The sequence below is a fragment of the Bradyrhizobium sp. B120 genome, assembly GCF_049075665.1.
Taxonomy (GTDB): Bacteria; Pseudomonadota; Alphaproteobacteria; order Rhizobiales; family Xanthobacteraceae; genus Bradyrhizobium.
Genome location: NZ_CP185242.1, coordinates 2,788,991 through 2,809,107 on the forward strand (window position 1 = coordinate 2,788,991; position 20,117 = coordinate 2,809,107).

Annotated in this window: 19 protein-coding genes and 1 pseudogene; 18 read left to right on the forward strand and 2 right to left on the reverse strand. The window is 65.5% G+C overall.

Annotation, left to right across the window (positions count from 1 at the left end; translation table 11 throughout):
* The first annotated feature begins 105 nt into the window (after positions 1–105).
* The 10 genes and pseudogenes from ACOIX3_RS12715 to ACOIX3_RS12760 all read left to right on the forward strand — a co-directional run bounded on the left by ACOIX3_RS12715 (position 106) and on the right by ACOIX3_RS12760 (position 10,715).
* On the forward strand, positions 106–780 hold the full coding sequence (locus ACOIX3_RS12715) for a spermidine synthase (protein WP_420970163.1): 675 nt from the start codon (positions 106–108) through the stop codon (positions 778–780).
* Positions 781–902: 122 nt separating this feature from the next.
* A complete protein-coding gene (locus ACOIX3_RS12720) occupies positions 903–1,790 on the forward strand; it encodes a helix-turn-helix domain-containing protein (RefSeq protein ID WP_420970164.1) in 888 nt (295 codons plus the stop codon).
* A 184-nt stretch (positions 1,791–1,974) separates the two neighbouring features.
* The gene (locus ACOIX3_RS12725; RefSeq protein WP_420971722.1) at positions 1,975–3,096 is read left to right on the forward strand and encodes a maleylacetate reductase; all 1,122 of its coding nucleotides are present in this window, start codon (positions 1,975–1,977) and stop codon (positions 3,094–3,096) included.
* A 25-nt stretch (positions 3,097–3,121) separates the two neighbouring features.
* Positions 3,122–4,024, forward strand: a complete 903-nt coding sequence (locus ACOIX3_RS12730) for an intradiol ring-cleavage dioxygenase (protein ID WP_420970165.1) — start codon at positions 3,122–3,124, stop codon at positions 4,022–4,024.
* A 35-nt stretch (positions 4,025–4,059) separates the two neighbouring features.
* Positions 4,060–5,850: an FAD-dependent oxidoreductase gene (locus ACOIX3_RS12735; protein WP_420970166.1), complete on the forward strand. Its 1,791-nt coding sequence runs from the start codon at positions 4,060–4,062 to the stop codon at positions 5,848–5,850.
* A 79-nt stretch (positions 5,851–5,929) separates the two neighbouring features.
* Positions 5,930–7,255 (forward strand): ABC transporter substrate-binding protein, encoded by a 1,326-nt coding sequence (locus tag ACOIX3_RS12740; protein WP_420970167.1) that lies wholly within the window; start codon positions 5,930–5,932, stop codon positions 7,253–7,255.
* An 84-nt stretch (positions 7,256–7,339) separates the two neighbouring features.
* Positions 7,340–8,053: an ABC transporter ATP-binding protein gene (locus ACOIX3_RS12745; RefSeq protein ID WP_420970168.1), complete on the forward strand. Its 714-nt coding sequence runs from the start codon at positions 7,340–7,342 to the stop codon at positions 8,051–8,053.
* Positions 8,050–8,754 (forward strand): ABC transporter ATP-binding protein, encoded by a 705-nt coding sequence (locus ACOIX3_RS12750; RefSeq protein WP_420970169.1) that lies wholly within the window; start codon positions 8,050–8,052, stop codon positions 8,752–8,754. Before ACOIX3_RS12745 ends, ACOIX3_RS12750 begins: the two co-directional genes overlap by 4 nt.
* Positions 8,755–8,761: 7 nt before the next feature.
* Positions 8,762–9,624: pseudogene (locus ACOIX3_RS12755) on the forward strand (branched-chain amino acid ABC transporter permease).
* Between the two features lie 44 nt (positions 9,625–9,668).
* Entirely contained in the window at positions 9,669–10,715 is a 1,047-nt protein-coding gene (locus tag ACOIX3_RS12760) for a branched-chain amino acid ABC transporter permease (protein WP_420971723.1), read from the forward strand.
* Between the two features lie 243 nt (positions 10,716–10,958).
* On the opposite strand, the gene ACOIX3_RS12765 is transcribed toward ACOIX3_RS12760, so the two are convergent.
* Positions 10,959–11,354, reverse strand: a complete 396-nt coding sequence (locus ACOIX3_RS12765; protein WP_420971724.1) for a nuclear transport factor 2 family protein — start codon at positions 11,352–11,354, stop codon at positions 10,959–10,961.
* Between the two features lie 288 nt (positions 11,355–11,642).
* A complete protein-coding gene (locus ACOIX3_RS12770) occupies positions 11,643–12,563 on the reverse strand; it encodes an alpha/beta fold hydrolase (RefSeq protein ID WP_420970171.1) in 921 nt (306 codons plus the stop codon).
* 181 nt (positions 12,564–12,744) lie between these two features.
* Between ACOIX3_RS12770 and ACOIX3_RS12775 the strand changes: the two genes are divergently transcribed.
* The 8 genes from ACOIX3_RS12775 to paaA all read left to right on the forward strand — a co-directional run bounded on the left by ACOIX3_RS12775 (position 12,745) and on the right by paaA (position 20,115).
* The gene (locus ACOIX3_RS12775) at positions 12,745–13,128 is read left to right on the forward strand and encodes a hypothetical protein (RefSeq protein ID WP_420970172.1); all 384 of its coding nucleotides are present in this window, start codon (positions 12,745–12,747) and stop codon (positions 13,126–13,128) included.
* The gene (locus ACOIX3_RS12780) at positions 13,125–14,213 is read left to right on the forward strand and encodes a PHA/PHB synthase family protein (protein ID WP_420970173.1); all 1,089 of its coding nucleotides are present in this window, start codon (positions 13,125–13,127) and stop codon (positions 14,211–14,213) included. Before ACOIX3_RS12775 ends, ACOIX3_RS12780 begins: the two co-directional genes overlap by 4 nt.
* Positions 14,210–14,806 (forward strand): GNAT family N-acetyltransferase, encoded by a 597-nt coding sequence (locus ACOIX3_RS12785; protein WP_420970174.1) that lies wholly within the window; start codon positions 14,210–14,212, stop codon positions 14,804–14,806. The genes ACOIX3_RS12780 and ACOIX3_RS12785 overlap by 4 nt, the downstream gene beginning before the upstream one ends.
* Positions 14,807–14,987: 181 nt before the next feature.
* Positions 14,988–15,464: a phasin family protein gene (locus ACOIX3_RS12790; RefSeq protein ID WP_420970175.1), complete on the forward strand. Its 477-nt coding sequence runs from the start codon at positions 14,988–14,990 to the stop codon at positions 15,462–15,464.
* A gap of 216 nt (positions 15,465–15,680) precedes the next feature.
* The gene (locus ACOIX3_RS12795; protein ID WP_420970176.1) at positions 15,681–16,964 is read left to right on the forward strand and encodes a DUF445 domain-containing protein; all 1,284 of its coding nucleotides are present in this window, start codon (positions 15,681–15,683) and stop codon (positions 16,962–16,964) included.
* Positions 16,965–17,168: 204 nt separating this feature from the next.
* Positions 17,169–17,939, forward strand: coding sequence for an esterase/lipase family protein (locus tag ACOIX3_RS12800; RefSeq protein ID WP_420970177.1), 771 nt, complete (start codon positions 17,169–17,171; stop codon positions 17,937–17,939).
* 237 nt (positions 17,940–18,176) lie between these two features.
* The gene (gene paaX / locus ACOIX3_RS12805) at positions 18,177–19,046 is read left to right on the forward strand and encodes a phenylacetic acid degradation operon negative regulatory protein PaaX (protein WP_420970178.1); all 870 of its coding nucleotides are present in this window, start codon (positions 18,177–18,179) and stop codon (positions 19,044–19,046) included.
* A 76-nt stretch (positions 19,047–19,122) separates the two neighbouring features.
* Positions 19,123–20,115: a 1,2-phenylacetyl-CoA epoxidase subunit PaaA gene (paaA, locus tag ACOIX3_RS12810; RefSeq protein ID WP_097670476.1), complete on the forward strand. Its 993-nt coding sequence runs from the start codon at positions 19,123–19,125 to the stop codon at positions 20,113–20,115.
* The last annotated feature ends 2 nt before the right edge of the window (positions 20,116–20,117 follow it).

The window sequence follows — 20,117 nt, forward strand, 5'->3', positions numbered from 1 at the left end:
CGAAGCGAAATCCGGGGCCAGTCGGCCCGCACGAGAGGCCGTCCCGGATTGCGCTGCGCTCCATCCGGGCTACGCAAAGGCGTGGGCCATGCTACAAGCCGCCGCATGATTCCCTGGGAAAAGATCGATACCGCGCGGATTCCCGGCACCGAAGGTGAATTGCGCCTGATGCGGCGCGGCCGCGAGTTTTCGATCATGCTCGGCACCAACGAGCTGATGAACAGCCGCCTGTCGGGCTCGGAAGCCGCACTGGCGACGCTTGCCGCGAAGAAGATCGAGAAGGTCGCAAAGCCGCGTTTTCTGATCGGCGGCCTCGGCATGGGCTTTACGCTGCGGGCGGCGCTCACCGTGCTTGGACCCGAGGCGGAAATCGTGGTGGCCGAGCTGGTGCCGGCCGTGGTCGCCTGGGCGAGGGGCCCGATGGCCGAGATCTTCGGCGACAGCCTCACCGATCCGCGCGTCAGCATTCAGGAGGTGGATGTCGCCGATGTGATCGAGCGCAATCCACGCACCTACGATGCCATTCTCCTCGATGTCGATAACGGCCCCGAAGGCCTGACCCGCAAGGCCAATGACGCGCTGTATGATATCTCCGGACTGAAGATCGCCCACACGGCGCTGCGGCGCGGCGGCGTCCTCGCCGTCTGGTCGTCCGGTCCGAACGCCAAGTTCCCGAAATCGCTCTCGCGCGCCGGGTTCGCCGTCAACGAAGTCGCCGTCCGCGCCACCGGCCGAGGCCGCGGCGTGCGCCATGTGATCTGGATCGCGGTCAAGGAGTAGCAGGCGCCGCTATTGCGACGCAGCAAGACCTCCAGCAGCGCCGTTCGGTTCGATTGTGTTGAAAAACGAGGGCCGTTGGGTTTCACTCGCGGCACCGAAGCCTCGAGCCCTTGGTCTGTCTGATGCAGGCGACGTCGAATTTTGGGGTGCAGGAGACGCACGGGATCCTGGACCGCTTCCAGGCCGAATTCCGCGGCTCGAGCGAAGGGCTCGGCTGGTCGTCCGCATTTGCCTCGGTCCAGCGCGAGCGGCCGTTTGACGGGCACTTCCACGCGCTGTCGGACAATCTGATGGTGCTGCACCGGGGTGGCCCGGTCGAGATCACCTATGTGATGGACGGCAAGTCGGTTGCCCGCCAGATCCCGCGCGGCGGGGTGTTCTTCCTGCCGGCCGGGCACGCCTGCAACGTGGTGCTGCGCGAGGCGCTGGAATCCACCCACATCTATCTGCGCTCCGACCTGTTCGCGGGCCGGGACGGGGCGGCGAGCCTGATCGGCGGGCTCGCGCCGATGCTCGGCGATCAGGATGCCGTGCTGGAGCATCTTGCCGCGGCGATCGGCGACACCATCACCAGCGGCTTGCCGGCCTCGTCGCTGTTCATCGATCCGATCGCGCAGGCGATCGCCAACCGCTTCGTCGCGATCAATTTCCACAAGCCGAGTGTCGAGGCCGGCAAGCATCCGAACCTGCTGAGCGTCAGGCAGATGGCGCGGATCCGCGAATTCGTCGACACCAATCTCGATACCGATATCCGGCTCGACCAACTGGCAGAACTGTGCGGCCGCAGCACCGAATATTTCGTGCGCCTGTTCAAGGCGACCAGCGGCGTCTCGCCCTACCAATACGTGCTCAATCTGCGCATCGAGCGCGCCCGGGCGCTGCTTGCCGACGAGACGCAGAGCCTTGCCGACATCGCGCTGGCCTGCGGTTTCTCCCACCAGGAGCATTTTACGCGCATGTTCCGCCGCTTCACCGGCGTGACACCGGGACGCTACCGCCGCAGCCACTAGCTCCCGATTATCGGCGGCCGGGACAGGCATGGGCGCCAGCCCGAGCCCGCGGATGATTTTTCCGGTTTCGTGCAGATTTTCTCCGGTTTCGTGCAGGAGCGCCGTGGCCGCTCCCCGCTAGCTTTCTCCCAACAAGACGAAGATGCCGGTTCGCCGGCTTGGGAGAAATGCCATGAGTGTCGCGATGCCGGATGCCGGAGGCGGATCGGTTGCGCCTGCAGCGGCGGCCGGGAATGCCGGCCAGGGCACCTTTGCCTACTGCTCGCAGCAATATCGCGTGGTGTTCGGCGCCGGCACCTCGGCCCGGCTTGGCGAGGAGAGCGAGCGCCTTGGCATCAAGCGGGCGCTGGTGCTGACCACAAGCGAGCAGCAGGATCTCGGGCGCCGGCTCGGCGCAGGCCTCGGCGACCGGCTTGCCGGGCTGTTTGCTGGCGCACGCATGCATACGCCGGTCGAGGTCACCAACGAGGCGCTTCGCATCGTCGAGTCCCGTGACATCGATGGGTTGGTCGCGATCGGCGGTGGCTCGACGGTCGGGCTCGGCAAGGCGCTGTCGCTGCGCACCGGGCTGCCGCATATCGCGATGCCGACCACCTATGCCGGCTCCGAGATGACGCCGATCCTCGGCGAAACCACCAACGGCATCAAGACCACGCAGCATTCCCAGGATCTGGTGCCGGACACCGTCATCTACGATGTCGATCTCACCGTCAGCCTGCCGCCGCACATCTCCGCCGCCAGCGGCTTGAATGCGATCGCCCACGCCGTCGAGGCGCTTTATGCGCCTGATGCCAATCCGCTGACCTCGCTGATGGCGGAGGAGGGCATCGCCGCGCTCGCCCGCGCGCTGCCGCGCATCATGACGGTGCCGGACGATCCCGGCGCTCGCCGCGATGCGCTCTATGGCGCGTGGCTGTGCGGCGTCTGCCTCGGTGCCGTCGGGATGTCGCTGCATCACAAGCTCTGCCACGTGCTGGGCGGCATGTTCAACCTGCCGCATGCCGAAACCCATGCGATCGTGCTGCCCCACGCGGCCGCCTACAACGCCGCCGCGGCGCCGGAGGCGATGAACCGTGTCGCACTAGCGTTGCACAGCGCCAATGCACCGCAGGGCCTGTTTGACCTTGCCCGGCAGCTCGCGCTGCCGTGCGCGCTCTCCGGCATCGGCATGCCCGAGGACGGCATCGCGCGCGCTGCCGAGATGGCGGTGCGCAACTCCTATGCCAACCCCAGACCGATCGATCGCGCCCCGATCGAGCAGTTGATCGCGGCAGCCTGGCGCGGCGACGCGCCCATCCAGCACTGACATCCCAAGATCAAAGGACAACACGATGGCCAATTTCAACGAGCATGACCTTACCGACGAGGTGCTTCGCAGCTTTGCGAGCACGCCGAACGAGCGGCTCAAGTTCCTCATCGAGGAGACGGTCAAGTCGCTGCACGATCTGGTGCGCCGCACCGAGCTCACCTTCGAGGAATGGAATCAGGCGATCGAATTCCTGACTCGCACCGGACAGACCTGCACACCGCTGCGCCAGGAGTTCATCCTGCTCTCCGACGTGCTCGGCGTCTCGATGCTGGTCGATGCGGTCAATCACCGCGAGCGCGAGGGCGCGACCGAGACCACCGTGCTCGGCCCGTTCTATGTCGGCGAGCACCGCGTCACGCCGCACGGTGCCAACATCTCGGAGGGGATCGACGGTGAAGTGATGTTCGTGCAGAGCCGCGTCACTGATCTGGCCGGCAAGCCACTCGCCGGTGCCGAGATCGATGTCTGGCACGCCGACGACGACGGCTTCTACGATTCGCAGAAGGCGGACTATGCGGCGCACGGCCCATCGCTGCGCGCACGCTTCGTCACCGATGCCGACGGCCGCTTCTCGTTCCGCACCATCCTGCCGTGCAGCTATCCGATCCCGACCGACGGCCCGGTCGGCGATCTCATCACCGCCACGCAGCGCCATCCGATGCGGCCGGCGCATGTGCATTTCCTGGTCGAGGCCGAAGGCTATGAGCCGCTGATCACCCACGTCTTCCTCGATGGCGACGAATATCTGCGCAGCGACGTGGTGTTCGGCGTCAAGGACGAGCTCATTGCGCGGGTCGAGCCGAAGAGCGAGCCGGCGCTGCCGAACGGCGAGCGGGTCTCCGGCCCGTGGCACCTGATGACTTACGACTTCCAGATGAAGCCCGGCGCGGGCCTGGTGCCGAAGCCGATGATGGCCGCGGAATGACGATCGCAACCAACAAGACGACCAAGGAGAGGACCATGACCAGCAAACCGATTGAGACCGACGTCCTTGTCGTCGGCAGTGGCCCGGCCGGCGCGACGGCGGCGGCGCTGCTCGGCATGTACGGCGTCAAGCACATCCTGGTGACGAAGTATGGCTGGCTGGCCGACACGCCGCGCGCCCACATCACCAACCAGCGTGCGATGGAGGTGCTGCGCGATCTCGGCCTCGAGGACAAGGCGGTGGCGCAGGCGGTGCCGCAGCATCTGATGGCCAACAACGTGTTCTGCGAGAGCCTCGCCGGCGAAGAGTTCGGCCGGCTGTATTCCTGGGGCAACCATCCCTCGCGCAAGGCGGATTACGACCTCGCCAGTCCGGCGCGGATCTGCGACCTGCCGCAGAATTTCCTCGAGCCGATCCTGATCGAGGCCGCCGGCCAGCGCGGCACCTCGCTGTGCTTCAACACCGAGTTCGTCGACCTGGTGCAGGATGCCGACGGCGTCACCGCGACGGTGAAGGATCGCCTGTCCGGCGAGACGTACCAGATCCGCGCCAAATACCTGATCGGCGCCGACGGCGGCCGCAGCCGGGTCGCCGAAGTGATCGGGCTGCCGATGGAGGGCCAGATGGGCCGCGCCGGCAGCATGAACATCATCGTCCAGGCGGATTTGAGCAAGTACGTCGCGCACCGGCCGAGCGTGCTGTACTGGGTGCTGCAGCCCGGTGCTGAGATCGGCGGCATCGGTGCCGGCCTGATCCGGATGGTGCGGCCATGGAATGAGTGGCTGATCATCTGGGGCTACGACATCGAGCAGGGCGAGCGCAAGCTCACCAACGACGAGGCGATCTCGATCGTGCGCAATCTCGTCGGCGACGAAACGCTCGAGGTCAAGGTGCGCTCGACCTCGACCTGGACCGTGAACGAGATGTATGCCGGACACTATTCGTCCGGCCGCGTGTTCTGCGTCGGCGACGCCGTGCACCGCCATCCGCCGACCAACGGCCTCGGCTCCAACACCTCGATCCAGGATTCCTTCAATCTGTGCTGGAAGCTGAAGCTGGTGCTCGAAGGCCACGCGGCGCCGTCGCTGCTCGAAACCTATTCGGCCGAGCGCCAGCCGGTCGGCAAGCAGATCGTGACCCGCGCCAACAAGAGTATCGGCGACTTCCCGCCGATCTTCGAGGCGGTGGGCCTCGTCGCCTCCACTGATCCTGCCGAAGCGCGCAAGGCGATCGCCGCACGCAAGGCACCGACCGCCGAGGGCAAGGCGTGCCGCAAGAAGCTCTACGAGGCGATCGCCAACAAGAGCTACGAGTTCAACTGTCACGGCGTCGAGATGAATCAGCGCTACGGCTCGACCGCCGTGGTGTCCGATGGCACGCCGATGCCGGCGTTCACCAGGGATCACGAGCTCTATTATCAGGCCACCACCTGGCCCGGCGCGCATTTGCCGCATGTCTGGGTCGAGCATCAAGGCGAGCGGAAGTCGACGCTCGATCTCACCGGCAAGGGCCGCTTCACGTTGCTCACCGGGATCGGCGGCGACGGCTGGAAGGCGGCTGCCGCTGCGGTCGAGAAGGCCTACGGCCTGCCGGTCGACGTCGTCACCATCGGCCCGCAAGGCTGCGATGCGCTCGACATCTATGCGGACTGGTATCGCCAGAGCGAGGTCGACGAGGACGGCTGCGTGCTGGTGCGTCCCGACATGTACGTCGCCTGGCGCGCCAAGGAGGCGGCGGCTGACGCCACCGATGTGCTGCTCGACGTGTTCGGCCAGATCCTCGGCCGCGGCGCGAAGCCGCAGACGAAGTCCGTCGCCGCCGCGTGATGCGGCGCGACGCCGGCGATTTTTCAGAATGGATAAACGGCAGCCGGCTTGAAACCGGCTTGCCTCAAGGGAGGGGAAAATGACCAAGGACCATTTGAACGTGATGTCTTTCGATCGCCGTCGCGTGCTGCAAGGCATCGCCGGTGGGTTCGCCGCCGCAGGAACGACCACATTGTTCGCGCCGGCCGTGCGCGCCGCCAACAAGCCGATCAGGATCGGTTATGTTTCGCCCAAGAGTGGCCCGCTCGCAGCCTTCGCCGAAGCCGATGATTTCGTGCTCGGCGAATTCCGCAAATTCATCAAGGACGGCGTCAAGGTCGGATCGCAGACCTATCCGGTCGAAGTGGTGACCAAGGACAGCCAGTCGAACCCGAACCGCGCCGCGGAAGTCGCCAAGGAGCTGATCACCCGCGACAATGTCAGCCTGATCGTGGTCGGCGCCACGCCTGAGACCAACAACCCGGTGGCGACGCAGTGCGAGCTCGAGCAGGTGCCGTGCATCTCCACCGTCGCGCCGTGGCAGACCAATTTCATCGGCCGCCAGGCCAATCCGGCCGATCCGAAGAGCTGGAAGCCGTTCGACTACACCTTCCATTATTTCTGGGGCCTCGAGGACGTGATCGGCGTCTTCACCAGCATGTGGAGCCAGGTCACGACCAACAAGTCGGTCGGCGCGCTGTTTCCGAACGATGCCGATGGCAACGCCTGGGGCGACACCACGATCGGCTTCCCGCCTGTCATGGCCAAGCAGGGCTTCAAGCTCACCGATCCCGGCCGCTTCCAGAATCTCACCGACGATTTCAGCTCGCAGATCGCCGCATTTCGAGGGGCCGATGCCGAGATCATCACCGGCGTGATCATCCCGCCCGACTTCACCACGTTCTGGAATCAGGCGCGGCAGAAAGGGCTGAAGCCGAAAGTCGTGTCGGTCGCCAAGGCGCTATTGTTCCCCGCATCGGTGCAGGCGCTCGGCAAGGGCGGCAACAACATCTCGACCGAGGTGTGGTGGACCCCGACGCATCCCTACAAGTCGAGCCTCAGCGGCGTCAGCGCCGCCGATCTCGCCAAGGGATATGAGCAGGCCTCCGGCAAGCAATGGACCCAGCCGATCGGCTTCGTGCATTCGCTGTTCGAGGTCGCCATTGACGCCATCAAGCGCTCGGGTGACCCGGCGGATGGTGCGGCGCTCGCAAAAGCGATCGGCGCCACCAAGCTCGACACCATCGTGGGTCAGGTCGCATTCGGCTCCAGCGCGGTGCCGCCGTTCGCGGCGAAGAACATCGCCAAGACGCCGCTGGTCGGTGGCCAGTGGCGGCTCAACGGCGACAAGTACAACATGGTGATCACGGACAACAGACTGGCGCCGCAGATCCCGCTCGGCGGCGACATGCAGGCGCTGAGCTAGCAAGCCCGTTCCGGGCAGATTGTTCATCGGAGATGCGCGGACCCTCGCGCATCCCCTCGAAGCAAATGGATGCGGTGAGCGACCATGCTCGAACTCCATGCCGTCTCGAAGCGGTTCGGCGCCATCGTCGTCGCCGATGCGATCGACCTGACGCTTGTATCAGGCGAAGCGCTGGGCGTGATCGGGCCGAACGGCGCCGGCAAATCGACGCTGTTCAACCTGATCACCGGGCTGCTGCGGCCGGACGCCGGCCGCGTCGTCCTCGACGGCGTCGACATCACGAATCTCTCTCCCGAGGCGCGCTGCCGCGCCGGCATCGGGCGCTCGTTCCAGATCCCGCAGCCGTTCGACCACCTCTCGGTGTTCGAGAACCTTGCGGTCGCTGCCCAATTCGGCGGCGGCCTCTCGGAGGCCGATGCGGTCCAGCATTGCGGCCGGATGCTTGATCTGACCGGCCTCGAGGCCAAGGCCAACCGGCTCGCCGGCAGCCTGCCGCTGCTCGATCGCAAGCGGCTCGAGCTGGCGCGGGCACTCGCCACCAGGCCGCGCACGCTGCTGCTCGACGAGATCGCGGGCGGCCTCACCGATGCCGAATGTCATGAGCTGGTCGAGACCATCCGCACCATCCATGCCGAAGGTGTCGGCATCATCTGGATCGAGCATGTGGTGCATGCGCTGCTCGCGGTGGTGCAGCGGCTGGTGGTGCTGAACTTCGGCAAGATCGTCGCGCAAGGCCTGCCATCAGAGGTGATGCGCTCGCGCGAGGTCGAGACCATCTACATGGGAGTGCCGGCATGACCGCACTGCTCAATGTCACCGCGCTCGATGCGTTCTATGGCGACTTCCAGGCGCTGTTCGGCATCGATTTCGAACTGGCGGAGGGCGAGGCGGTCGCGGTGATCGGCGCCAATGGCGCCGGCAAGTCGACCATGCTGAAATCGCTGGCGGGTCTCGTGAAGAACCGTCCCGATGCCATCCGCCTCGGCGGACGTGCGATCGGCGATGCACCCGCCGCCAACATCGTGCGGCTCGGCCTTGCGCTGGTCCCCGAGGGCCGTCAGCTATTTCCCTCGCTCAGTGTCGAGGAGAACCTGTTGATCGGGGCCTACGGCGGCGAACGAACAACTCCGTGGGATCTCGCCGCCGTCTACCGGATGTTTCCGGTGCTGAAGGAGCGGCGGCGCGGCGCCGTCACGGCATTGTCCGGCGGTCAGCAGCAGATGGTCGCGATCGGCCGCGCGCTGATGTCCAACCCGCACGTCCTGCTGTGCGACGAGATCAGCCTCGGCCTCGCGCCAATCGTGGTGGAGGACATCTACCGCATGCTGCCGCAGATCCGCGCCGGCGGCACCGCGGTCGTGCTGGTCGAGCAGGACATCGCCCGCGCGCTGCGGGCCGCCGATCGGTTCTACTGCCTGCAAGAGGGTCGGGTGACGCTGAGCGGGCGGCCCAAGGATGTGGATCAGGACACGATCCGCGCGGCCTATTTCGGAGCATGAGGGCGCCATGAGCGGTTTCGATACCATCATCGAAGGTGTGCTGCTCGGCGGCGTCTACGCGCTGTTCGCGCTCGGCCTGTCGCTGATCTTCGGCATCATGCGCCTCGTCAATCTGGCGCATGGCGATCTGATCCTGCTGGCGGCCTATCTGGTGCTCAGCGCCACCACGGCGCTCGGCCTGCCGCTTGCAGCAGCAGCCTTGCTGGTGGTCGTGACGATGTTCGTGCTCGGCTTCGTGCTGCAGCGGCTGGTGCTGGAGCGCGTGCTCGGCGACGACATCCTGCCGCCGCTGCTCGTCACCTTCGGGCTGTCGATCGTGATCCAGAACGGACTGCTGCTCGGCTATGGCGCCGACAGCCGGCGGCTGCAGGCAGGCGCCTTCGAATCCTCGTCGGTGACGCTGGCGCCTGGCCTGAGCATCGGGCTGGCGCCGCTGACCGCGCTGGTGACGGCGATCGCCGCCGTCGCGCTGCTGCAGCTGATTTTCTATCGCACCTCGCTCGGCCGCGCCTTCCGCGCCACCGCCGACAATCCCGCGATCGCGCAATTGATGGGCGTCAACGAGCGCAATGTCTACGCGATCGCGGTCGGGCTCTCGCTCGCGGTGTCGGTGATCGCCGCTGTCGTGTTCGGCATCCGCGCCAGCTTCGATCCGTCGATCGGCCCGGCGCGGCTGCTCTATGCGTTCGAGGCCGTGATCATCGGCGGCCTCGGCAGCCTGTGGGGAACGTTGGCGGGCGGCATCGTGCTCGGGCTCGCGCAGGCGATCGGCGGGCCAATCCGGAGTGGCAGATCCTGGCCGGCCATCTCGCCTTCCTTGCCGTGCTCATGGTGCGGCCGCGCGGTCTTTTCCCGGCGAGGCGGACATGAGCGTCGAGAGCATCGATATCCCGACAAGCCGGGAGCAGCGCGCGATGGACGCGCCGGTGTGGCAAGTTCGGGTCGGCACGCGCTTGTCGCGCGGTGCGGCCGTCGCCGGCATCGCGCTGGTCGTGGTGCTCGCCGCGCTGCCGGCGATTGCTTCGCGCAATTTGATCCAGGACCTCATCTTCGTCTTCACCATGCTGACGCTGGCGCAGCTCTGGAACGTGCTGGCCGGGTGGGGCGGGCTGGTGTCGGTCGGGCAGCAGGCCTTTGTCGGGCTCGGCGCCTATGCGCTGTTTGCCGCCATCGTGATGGCCGGGCTCGATCCCGTTGCGGCGATCCCGCTGGCCGGGCTGTTCGCGGCGCTGGTCGCGGCGGTGCTCGGCCCGCTGCTGTTCCGGCTGGAGGGGCCGTACTTCGCGATCGGAAGCTGGGTTGCCGCCGAAGCGCTGCGGCTGATCTGCGCCCAGTTCAAGTCGCTCGGCGGCGGCACCGGGATGTCGATCTCGCCGAGCGAGCTGTCGCAGATGGTCGGGCTGAAGGCGGTGCAGGCGCTGCTCGGATTGCGTCCGGCGGCCGCACGCGACGTGCTGGTCTACTGGCTGGCGCTGCTGCTCGCCGTGCTGGTCACGCTCGGCATCTACGCCTTCATCCGCTCGCGCCATGGCCTCGCGCTGGCGGCCAGCCGCGACAACGCAGCGACGGCGCGCAGCGTCGGCGTCCGCACCGCGCGGATTCGCCATCTGCTGTGGATCGCGGTCGCCTTCGCCACCGGCATGGTCGGCGCAGTGGTCTATCTGCAGAAGGCGCGCATTTCGCCCGACGCAGCCTTTAGCGTCACCGACTGGACCGCCTATGTGATCTTCATCGTCGTGATCGGCGGCGTGCGCACCATCGAAGGCCCGATGGTCGGCGTGCTCCTGCTGTGGGGGCTCGTCACCTGGCTTGCCCAGTATGGCAGCCTGTATCTGGTCGTGCTCGGCACGCTCGCCATCCTGATCATGCTGTTCATGCCGAGGGGCGTGTGGGGCGCCGCGGCCCGCCGCTGGCAGGTGCAACTGTTTCCGACCCAGCGCTGGCTCGGCCGCAGCCAGTAGCTCCGACTGCACGATCCCACGCCCTCAACCGTCACCCTGAGAGTGTGTGGATGTATGGCTCGCAAGCGGCATCAATCAGCGTCGTCCCGGCGAAGGCCGGGACCCATAACCACCGATGATCATTGTTGCGCGCCGGTGGAACGACGAGTCCCGCCCGCCACATCTGCCGCGGAGTATGGGTCCCGGCCTTCGCCGGGACGACAGCGGAGAGTGTGGCTCGCTCTCGCCTGCGGTCGGCGCGCCTCAGAACATCGTGTTGTTGTTCGCCGGATTTTCCGGCACCGGCTGCGCCACGTCCCAATGCTCGACGATCTTGCCGTCCTCGAGCTTGAAGATGTCGACGATCGCGTTGCCGCGAGTGCCTGGCTCGCGCACCGCGTGGACGTGCAGGATCACGTAGTCGCCATCGACGAACGAACGCTTGATCTCGCTGTGCGAGTTCGGAAACTTCTCGCGCAGGAAGCCGATGAACTTGCGGAAGCCGTCGGGACCGTCGGCCGCGCCGGGATTGTGCTGCACATAGCGGTTGCCGACATAGGCGAGCGCCGCGTCGGCGTCCTTCTGGTTCAGCCCCTTCTCGTAGAAGGCCAGCACCGCCTTGCGGTTGGCTTCCTGCTGCGCGTCGCTGGTGGCCGCCATCGCGGTGGAAGATGCAAGCGCGAGGACGAGAGCGGCGACGGCTGTCCGTGGCCGGAGAAGGGTCTTCATTTGGTGACTCCCGGTGGCTGATGGCGCGCGACCCGCGCAGTGCATCGCGCTGTCTACAGCCTCCGCGCGCCAGCCGGAAGAACGCACCCCTGGCTCACATGGTCACCGGGAGATACCAGAGCCCCGTTCCGATTGAACCGGAACGGGGCTCTGGATTCTTGTTTTGACGCGTTTTCTTGACGCGAACCGGTATCCACTTCGCTCGAAAACGCTCTGGCCTCACGCCGCCTTCACCGCCGCCCCATGCGCGTGCTTGTCGATGGCGTCGATGATCTGCGGCCACATCGGGATCGGCAATGCATGGCCCATGCCCTCGACCATCAGGAGCTTTGCGCCGGGGATCGAGACTGCGGTGTCCTTGCCGCCTTCGGGATGCACCAGCGGATCGACGGTGCCGTGGATCACCAGCGTCGGCGCCTTGACGCTGCGCAGGCGCTCCTTGCGGCTGCCGGAGGCGAGGATGGCGCGCAGCTGGCGACCGACGCCCTCCGGATTGAGGCCGCGCTCAAAGGTGCGCCGCGCGCGCTCGGGATCGAGCGCCTCATCCTCGGGGAATGAGCCGTTGCGCAGCACTTTCCAGGTCTGGCCGAAGCGGACGAAATACTCCTCCTTGCTCTTCGGCGGCGGCGCCATCAGCACCGCGGTCGCCTCGCGGGTCGGACCCGGTATCTTCGGATTGCCGGTGGTCGACATGATCGAGGTCAGTGAGAGCACGCGCTCGGGAAAGGTGATGGCGACCTCCTGCGCGATCATGCCGCCCATCGAGGCGCCGACCAGATGCGCCTTGCGGATGCCGAGCGCATCCATCAATCCGATCGTGTCGCGCGCCATGTCGGCCAGCCGGTAGGGCGCAGCAACCGGAATCTTCAGGAAGCGCAGCTTGAGCAGCTCGAGCGCGGTCAGCCGCTTGCCGCCGCTCATGCGGGAAGACTTGCCGATATCCCTGTTGTCGAACCGGATCACGCGAAAACCGCGCGCGGCAAGCCGGCGACAAAATTCGTCGTCCCAATGGATCATCTGGGCGCCGAGGCCCATGATCAGAAGCAGCGGCTCCGCATTCGCATCGCCAAATATCTCGTAGCAGATGTCTATGCCGTTGGCGCGGGTGAGTTGCGGCAACTGATGGGCGAGCGTGGTCACAGGCGTCCTCTCCTGGGTTCGCGGTCAGGAAGCTGCATGCTGCCATGGATTGACGCAGCGCAGAAGAGCTTCGACGTCGCTGGGCGCGCCGCGCAGTTGACCGATCACCGGCAACAGTGTCGTATGGCACAAACAAGTGGAAGCGCGACAAGCGCTCGAGATTGGTATGGAGGAGGGCCGCATGGCCGACAAGGGCAACGACCCTGCCGTGATCTGGCAGACGATGATTGGCGAGATGGAGAAGGGGTTCAACTCCTTCGGCAACCAGTTGATGAGCTCGCCTGAATTCTCCAAGGTGATGAATCAGGCCGGCAGCGCCGCGGCGGGCGCGCAGAAGCAGCTCGGCGACATGATGGAGAAGTATCTGCTGGCGATGAACCTGCCGAGTCGCGCGCAGCTCGTCGGCATGGCCGAACGTCTGCAGTCGATGGAGACCCAGCTCAACGAGATCAAGACGCTGCTGCAGCAGGTGCATCACAATTCGCTGGCGCCGGACGACGGGCATGGCGCAACGCCGCGGCCGCCGCGCACCAAGCGCCCGCCATCGGAGGGAGACGGCAGATGAATGCTCCCACCCCCACCCCCTTTGATTTCGCCTCGATCTCCGAACGGGTGCAATCCGAGGTGCAGCGCGCGATCCAGCGCAGCATCAAGGGCGTCGAGTATTTCTCGAGCTCCGGCCCCGAGCTCGGCTCGACGCCGAAGGACGTGCTGTATTCGCGCGGCACCATGAACCTTTATCACTACCGGCCGCAGGCCGACGAAGTCTATCGCGTGCCGGTGCTGATCGTGATGGCGACCACCAACCGCGGCTACATCCTCGACCTGGTGCCGGGGCAGAGCTTCATCGAGTTCCTGCTCAAGCGCGGCTTCGACGTCTACATGCTGGACTGGACCGCGCCGAAGCCTGAGGAAAAATCGCTGCGGATGGAGGACTACGTCCTCGACTTCATTCCGGAATCGGTCCGCCGGGTGCAGCAGGATTCCGGCGAAAAGGACGTCTCCGTGATCGGCTATTGCTTCGGCGGCGTATTGTCGCTGCTCTATGGCTCGATCTTCAACGACGGGCCGATGAAGAATTTGATCTGCTTCACCACGCCGATCGATTTCCGCGAGATGAAGCTGTTCTCGAATTTCGCCGACCGCCGTTACTTCGACGTCGACCGCCTGATCGACAGCACCGGCAACATGCCGCCCGAACTGATCCTGCAATCGTTCGACATGTTGCGGCCGGCCGCGCGCGTGGTCGGCCAGATCCAGCTCTGGGACAACATCTGGAACGACGAGTTCGTCAAGTCGTACCGGATGTTCGACCGCTGGGCGACCGACACGCTGCCGCTGGCGGGCGAATATTTTCGCGCCATCACCAAGGACCTGATGTGGGACAACAAGCTCTACAACGACACCATGACGGTCGGCGGCCGCGCGGCGAAGCTTGCCGACATCAAGGTGCCGATCCTGCACGCGGTCGCCGAGCACGACCACATCGTGCCGTATGATGCGGCAAAGCACCTGATCCCCAAGATCGGCTCCGAGGACAAGGAGGAGGTGATGCTGAAAGGCGGTCACGTCTCGCTGGTCGCCGGCGCCAATGCAATCAAGCGGCTGTGGCCGAAACTGGACTCCTGGTTGGGCAAGAGATCGACATGACCGAACAACGTTCCTATCCGCGCCACGTCAAGACCGAGGCCGGCGACATCGAGTTCCGGCTGATGAAGCGGGCCGACGAGGCCGCGGTGCTGGCCTTCGCGCAAAAGCTGCCGACGCATGATTTGCTGTTCCTGCCGCGCAACATCAGCCAGCCGAAGGTGCTGTCGGCCTGGATCAACGAGATCGAGCGCGGCGACATCACGAGCCTGCTCGCGATCAAGGACGGCAAGGTGGTCGGCTGCGGCACCCTGGTGCGCGATCCGCACTCCTGGTCGCCGCATGTCGGCGAGATCCGGATGGTGGTGTCGCTCGACGTGCGCGGGCAGGGCGTCGGCCGGGCGCTGTCGCAGGAGACCTTCGCGATCGCGCTCGGCGCCGGGCTGGAGAAGTTCTCGGTGCAGATGACAGTCGACCAGCGGGCGGCGATCGCGCTGTTCGAAAGCCTCGGCTTCAAGGCGGAGGCCCTGCTGCGCGACCATGTCCGCGACGTCGAGGGCAAGACCCATGACATCGTCGTGCTTGGGCACAATGTGGCGCAGGTCCGGGCGCAGATGGAGGCATATGGGGTATCTGAAGCGGTGGCCGGTAATTAGAAACCGTCAATCGCCGGTTCCTTAGGCAATCTGCTCGATCTTCGTCCTGTTCACACGTTCGTGATATCGCGATGCAACATTGATGTTGCAGCGCACCATGGATTGTGACACAACAGCCTTGCCCCGGGCCAATCCGGACGGGGTGAGCCCATAGCTCAAACCTGAGGATGGAGAGACCCCAATGACCACCGAAACCAATTCCGTGCTGAACAGCGTCAAGGAAGCCTTCGCGCCCGTCACCGAGGCGTTCACCAAGCTCCAGAACATGGAAGTTCCGGAAGCCGCCCGTGAGTTCGTGAAGAAGCAGGCCGAGGCCGCCAAGACTCGCGCCGCCGATGCGTATGCCGGCTCCGAGAAGGTGACCAGCGTGATCGAGACCGCCGTTGCCGGTTCGGTGACCGAGGCCGCCAAGATCAGCCGCAACATCCAGCAGGCGCTCTACCAGGACGCCGAGGCGTTCTTCGCCGGCATCGACAAGCTCGCTTCCGCCAAGTCGCTGAGCGAAGCTGCCCAGATCCAGTCGGACATGGTCCGTGCGCGTGGCGAGCTGTTCGTCTCGCGGGCGAAGGCCACCACCGAGTATCTCGGCAAGCTCGTCGCCGACGGTGCGAAGACCGCGCAGGACAACTTCGCCAAGGTCTACAGCAAGACCGCCTGATCGCGCTTGCACTGACCAACTGCCCTTTTCGAAGGCCCGCCATTTTGCGGGCCTTCTTTTTTGCGGTGCTTCTCATACATCGTTGACGTCGCGCCTGACGTCATTGCGAGGAGCGAAACGAAGCAATCCACCTCTCGCGAGCGGCGAAATGGATTGCTTCGCTTCGCTCGCAATGACGGCTAGTGTGCGGCCAGTGCGAGAGCTTCCTCGATCCCCATGACCCTTCCCGCCGCCCTCATCGCAACGCCCGTCGATGCCGAACGCGCGGCCGAGCTGCGACGCGTGAAGTGGCTGGCGACCGGCGTGCTGGCGGCCACCCTCGTCATCTTCATCGCAGCGAAGGCGCTGCTGGGAGTGCATCCCGCGTTCGGCTTCATCGCGGCATTCGCCGAGGCCGCGACCATCGGCGGCCTCGCCGACTGGTATGCCGTCGTTGCCCTGTTCAAGCGGCCGCTGGGGCTGCCGATCCCGCACACCGCGATCATCCAGAGCAACCAGGAGCGCATAGCCGAGAAGCTCGGCGAATTCATCGAGAACAATTTTCTGGAATCCGGGCCCGTCGAGGCCAAGCTGCGCGAGATCGATTTCGGCAGCTTCATCGCCGACTGGCTGCGCGACCGCAAACGTTCGGAGGATCTTGCCCGCTTCGTGCTGCGGATGCTGCCCGAAGCGTTTGCGGCGACCGAGAGCTCGGGCCTGATGCAGTTCATCAGCCGCCGCGTCACGACGCAGGTGCTTTCGATCGACCTCGCGCCGCTTGCGGCCGGCGCGCTGCGCGGCTTCGTGCAGGAGGGCAAGCATGGCGGCCTGCTCGACGACATCCTGCGCGTGTTGCACCAGACGCTGACGCAGCAGGAGACCATGGCCGTGATCCGCGACAAGGTCCGCGCGGAGATGCCGACGCTGTTGAGGCTCTATCGCGCCGACAAGTTCGTGGTGAACCGGATCATCGCCTCGGCCACGAAATTCTTCGAGGAAGTGCGCAACGACCCGCAGCATCCGTTCCGCGGCGAGTTCGATCGCATGCTGCTGTCGTTCGTCGACCGGCTCGGCAGCGACAAGGCGTTTGCCGATCGCATCGACGGTCTCAAGCGCGATCTGATGGCGCGGCCGGAGCTCGCCAATCTCGGGCGGACGATCTGGGCCAACGTCAAGGATTTCATCGAGCGCAGCGCCTCGGGCGAGTCGCAGGTGCTACAGCATCAGCTGGCGCGAATGTTCGTCGAGGCCGGCGATGCGCTCGACGGCGACGCCGAGCTGCGCGCCGAAATCAACCAGGGCCTGGTCGCGATCCTGCGCTCGGTCGTTGCCGAGCAGAAGAGCGGCGTCTCGACGTTCATCGCCGACCAGATGAAGAGCTGGGACATGGAGCAATTGATCTCGCTGATCGAGGTCAATGTCGGCAAGGACCTGCAATACATCCGCTTCAACGGCTCACTGATTGGCGGGCTTGCCGGGCTCTCGCTTTACACGCTGGAATATGTGCTGCGGCTGCTGTGACCGATTGGGCACGGAGGTCACTTAAGTTGTGGCAAGTGTGACCTGGGCCGCTTGCACCAAAGTGATCGGTTCCCTAGCTTTTCAAGGTTGATTGTTGCGTTGCGGAACGATTCCGCCGGGTTTGCGCCAATCCTGTTGACCCATTTCCGTTGATTCCATTGCCGGCTGCCAAGACGTCAGGGGCCGTGCCGAAGAGGAGTTGAAATGTCCGTTGCTGCGCAGACGCTACGCCCGCCGTCCAGGACGCTGATGTTCCTGGAAGGCCGCGCCATTCACGAGCTCGGTGCCTTTCTTGGTGCATTGCCGTTGCTGAGCCTCGCGCCGCGCGGCGATGGGCATCCGGTGCTGGTGCTGCCCGGGCTGATCGCCTCCGACATGTCCACGCGCCCGCTGCGCGACTTCCTCAAGAGCAAGGGCTATGCCGTCAGCGGCTGGCGCCAGGGCCGCAACCTCGGGCTTCGCGCCGGCGTGCAGGACGGGATGGTCGATCTGCTGCAGGAGATGAATGAGACCAGCGGCCGCAAGGTCTCGGTGGTCGGCTGGAGCCTCGGCGGCCTCTATGCGCGCCAGCTCGCCAAGATGATGCCTGAGCGCGTGCGCCAGGTGATCACCCTCGGCAGCCCGTTTGCCGCGGGCCCGAAATCGACCAACGCCTGGCGCGTCTACGAGATGGCCAGCGGGCGCCGTGCCGACGAAGAGGATTCCCGTTTCGGCGGCTCGCTCGCCAGCGCGCCGCCGGTGCCGACCACCGCGATCTTCAGCCGCACGGACGGCGTCTGCGCCTGGCAGGGTTGCCGTGAGCAGGCCTCGTCGATGACCGACAGCATCGAGGTCGAGAGCAGCCATTGCGGCATGGGCCATCATCCGGCCGTGGTTTACGCGGTCGCCGATCGCCTCGCGCAGAAGGAAGGCGAGTGGGCGCCGTTCGATCGCAGCGGCTGGCGCAGCTTCGTCTATCCGGATCCGAACCGGTAACGCTTCTTTCTTGCCTCGCCCCGCTTGCGGGGAGAGGTCGGATCGCATCGCAGATGCGATCCGGGTGAGGGGGATTCTCCACGAGTCGTTTCTCACGGCATTCGCGTAGCCCGGATGGAGCGCAGCGCAATCCGGGACGGACCTCGCCACGAAACACCCCGGATTTCGCTGCGCTCCATCCGGGCTACGTTTGCGGTGTCATTGTCGTGAATCGACAAAACGCGCTATGCGTTGGGCATGCCACAGCCGCTTGCCCGCATCGTCGATCAGCTGAAGCGCGAGCCGTCACGCACCGGCTCGATCATCATCACCGTGTTCGGCGATTCCATCGTGCCGCGCGGCGGCTCGGTGTGGCTCGGCACGCTGCTGGAATTCTTCAAGGCGCTCGACATCGACGGCAATGTGGTGCGCACCGCGATGTCGCGGCTGGCCGCCGACGGCTGGCTCGAGCGCAGCAAGGTCGGCCGCAACAGTTTTTATCGCTTGAATGCCAAGGGCCGGCAGACCTTCGACACCGCAACGCGGCATATCTACGATCCGCCGCCGTCGGACTGGACCGGCCGCTTCGAGCTGCTGTTGATCGGCAATGCCGAGGATCGCGACGCCGCGCGCGAGGCGCTGAAGAATGCCGGCTTCGGCAGCCCGCTGCCGGGCGTGTGGGTTGCGCCATCGGGCGCGCCGATCCCCGATGAGGCGTCGCGCGCGATCCGTCTCGAAGTGTCGGCGGAAGACGATAGCGGGCGCCGGCTGCTCAGCGAGAGCTGGCCGCTCGATCGCACCGCGGACGCCTATCTGAAGTTCATGAAGACGTTCGAGCCGCTGCACGGCTGGATCGTCAGAGGCGAGGAGCTAAGCGACGCCGACGCCTTCACCGCGCGCATCCTGCTGATCCATCATTACCGCCGGGTCGTGCTGCGCGATCCGCTGCTGCCGGCGCCCTTGCTGCCGAAGGATTGGCCGGGCAGGGCAGCCCGCAAACTCTGCGGCGAGATCTATCGCGGGCTGCTTCCGCCGTCGGAACAATGGCTTGACGACCATGCAACCAATGAGGACGGGCCGCTGCCGAAGCCCAACGGGGCCGTGGCGCGCCGGTTTGAGGGCATCTGAACATATTACAAAAACTTCTTGTATTCTAAAATTTGTGTTATATATTCCTGCCTAACAACACACTGGGAGGTCGGCCATGTATACGCAGGCGCTCAATTCATCCGACGGCGACGATCGCGGCGTCGAGGACGTCGCCCGTGCCAGTCAGTTCCAGGCCCGCATCGATGCCGACGAGCGCATCGAGCCGAACGACTGGATGCCTGCCGCCTACCGCAAGACGCTGACCCGGCAGATTTCCCAGCACGCCCATTCAGAAATCGTCGGCATGCTGCCTGAGGGCAACTGGATCACCCGCGCACCGTCGCTGCGCCGCAAGGCCGCGCTGCTCGCCAAGGTGCAGGATGAATGCGGCCACGGGCTCTATCTCTACGCCGCCGCCGAGACGCTCGGCACCTCGCGCGAAGAGCTGGTCGACGGCATGCTCTCGGGCAAGGCGAAATATTCCTCGATCTTCAATTACCCGACCCTGACCTGGGCCGACATCGGCACCATCGGCTGGCTGGTCGATGGCGCCGCGATCATGAACCAGATCCCGCTGTGCCGCTGCTCCTACGGCCCCTATGCGCGCGCGATGATCCGCGTCTGCAAGGAAGAGTCGTTCCACCAGCGCCAGGGTTTCGAGATCATGGTGACGCTGTGCCGTGGCACCGCGGAGCAGAAGGCGATGGCGCAGAACGCGCTCGATCGCTGGTGGTGGCCGGTGCTGATGATGTTCGGCCCGCCGGACCAGGTCAGCCAGCACAGCGACACCTCGACCAAATGGAAGATCAAGCGCTTCTCCAACGACGAGCTGCGCCAGAAATTCATCGACGCCACCGTGCCGCAGGCCGAGTTCCTCGGGCTCACGATTCCCGATCCCGGCATGAAGCAGAACGAGAACGGCAATTGGGTGCACAGCCCGATCGACTGGGACGAGTTCAAGCAGGTGCTGGCCGGCAACGGCCCCTGCAACCGCGATCGCCTCGCCGCGCGCCGCAAGGCGCATGAGGAAGGCGCCTGGGTCCGCGAGGCCGCGATGGCCTATGCCGAGAAGCGCAAGAGCCGCCAGCTCGCGCAAGCCGCAGAATAAGG

Excerpts from the sequence above, each read along its gene's own strand:
- ACOIX3_RS12715 (WP_420970163.1), top strand. The coding sequence starts at position 106 with ATGATTCCCTGGGAAAAGATCGATACCGCGCGGATTCCCGGCACCGAA.
- ACOIX3_RS12720 (WP_420970164.1), top strand. The coding sequence starts at position 903 with ATGCAGGCGACGTCGAATTTTGGGGTGCAGGAGACGCACGGGATCCTG.
- ACOIX3_RS12725 (WP_420971722.1), top strand. The coding sequence starts at position 1,975 with ATGCCGGATGCCGGAGGCGGATCGGTTGCGCCTGCAGCGGCGGCCGGG.
- ACOIX3_RS12730 (WP_420970165.1), top strand. The coding sequence starts at position 3,122 with ATGGCCAATTTCAACGAGCATGACCTTACCGACGAGGTGCTTCGCAGC.
- ACOIX3_RS12735 (WP_420970166.1), top strand. The coding sequence starts at position 4,060 with ATGACCAGCAAACCGATTGAGACCGACGTCCTTGTCGTCGGCAGTGGC.
- ACOIX3_RS12740 (WP_420970167.1), top strand. The coding sequence starts at position 5,930 with ATGACCAAGGACCATTTGAACGTGATGTCTTTCGATCGCCGTCGCGTG.
- ACOIX3_RS12745 (WP_420970168.1), top strand. The coding sequence starts at position 7,340 with ATGCTCGAACTCCATGCCGTCTCGAAGCGGTTCGGCGCCATCGTCGTC.
- ACOIX3_RS12750 (WP_420970169.1), top strand. The coding sequence starts at position 8,050 with ATGACCGCACTGCTCAATGTCACCGCGCTCGATGCGTTCTATGGCGAC.
- ACOIX3_RS12760 (WP_420971723.1), top strand. The coding sequence starts at position 9,669 with ATGGACGCGCCGGTGTGGCAAGTTCGGGTCGGCACGCGCTTGTCGCGC.
- ACOIX3_RS12765 (WP_420971724.1), bottom strand. The coding sequence starts at position 11,354 with ATGGCGGCCACCAGCGACGCGCAGCAGGAAGCCAACCGCAAGGCGGTG.
- ACOIX3_RS12775 (WP_420970172.1), top strand. The coding sequence starts at position 12,745 with ATGGCCGACAAGGGCAACGACCCTGCCGTGATCTGGCAGACGATGATT.
- ACOIX3_RS12780 (WP_420970173.1), top strand. The coding sequence starts at position 13,125 with ATGAATGCTCCCACCCCCACCCCCTTTGATTTCGCCTCGATCTCCGAA.
- ACOIX3_RS12785 (WP_420970174.1), top strand. The coding sequence starts at position 14,210 with ATGACCGAACAACGTTCCTATCCGCGCCACGTCAAGACCGAGGCCGGC.
- ACOIX3_RS12790 (WP_420970175.1), top strand. The coding sequence starts at position 14,988 with ATGACCACCGAAACCAATTCCGTGCTGAACAGCGTCAAGGAAGCCTTC.
- ACOIX3_RS12795 (WP_420970176.1), top strand. The coding sequence starts at position 15,681 with ATGACCCTTCCCGCCGCCCTCATCGCAACGCCCGTCGATGCCGAACGC.
- ACOIX3_RS12800 (WP_420970177.1), top strand. The coding sequence starts at position 17,169 with ATGTCCGTTGCTGCGCAGACGCTACGCCCGCCGTCCAGGACGCTGATG.
- paaX (WP_420970178.1), top strand. The coding sequence starts at position 18,177 with ATGCCACAGCCGCTTGCCCGCATCGTCGATCAGCTGAAGCGCGAGCCG.
- paaA (WP_097670476.1), top strand. The coding sequence starts at position 19,123 with ATGTATACGCAGGCGCTCAATTCATCCGACGGCGACGATCGCGGCGTC.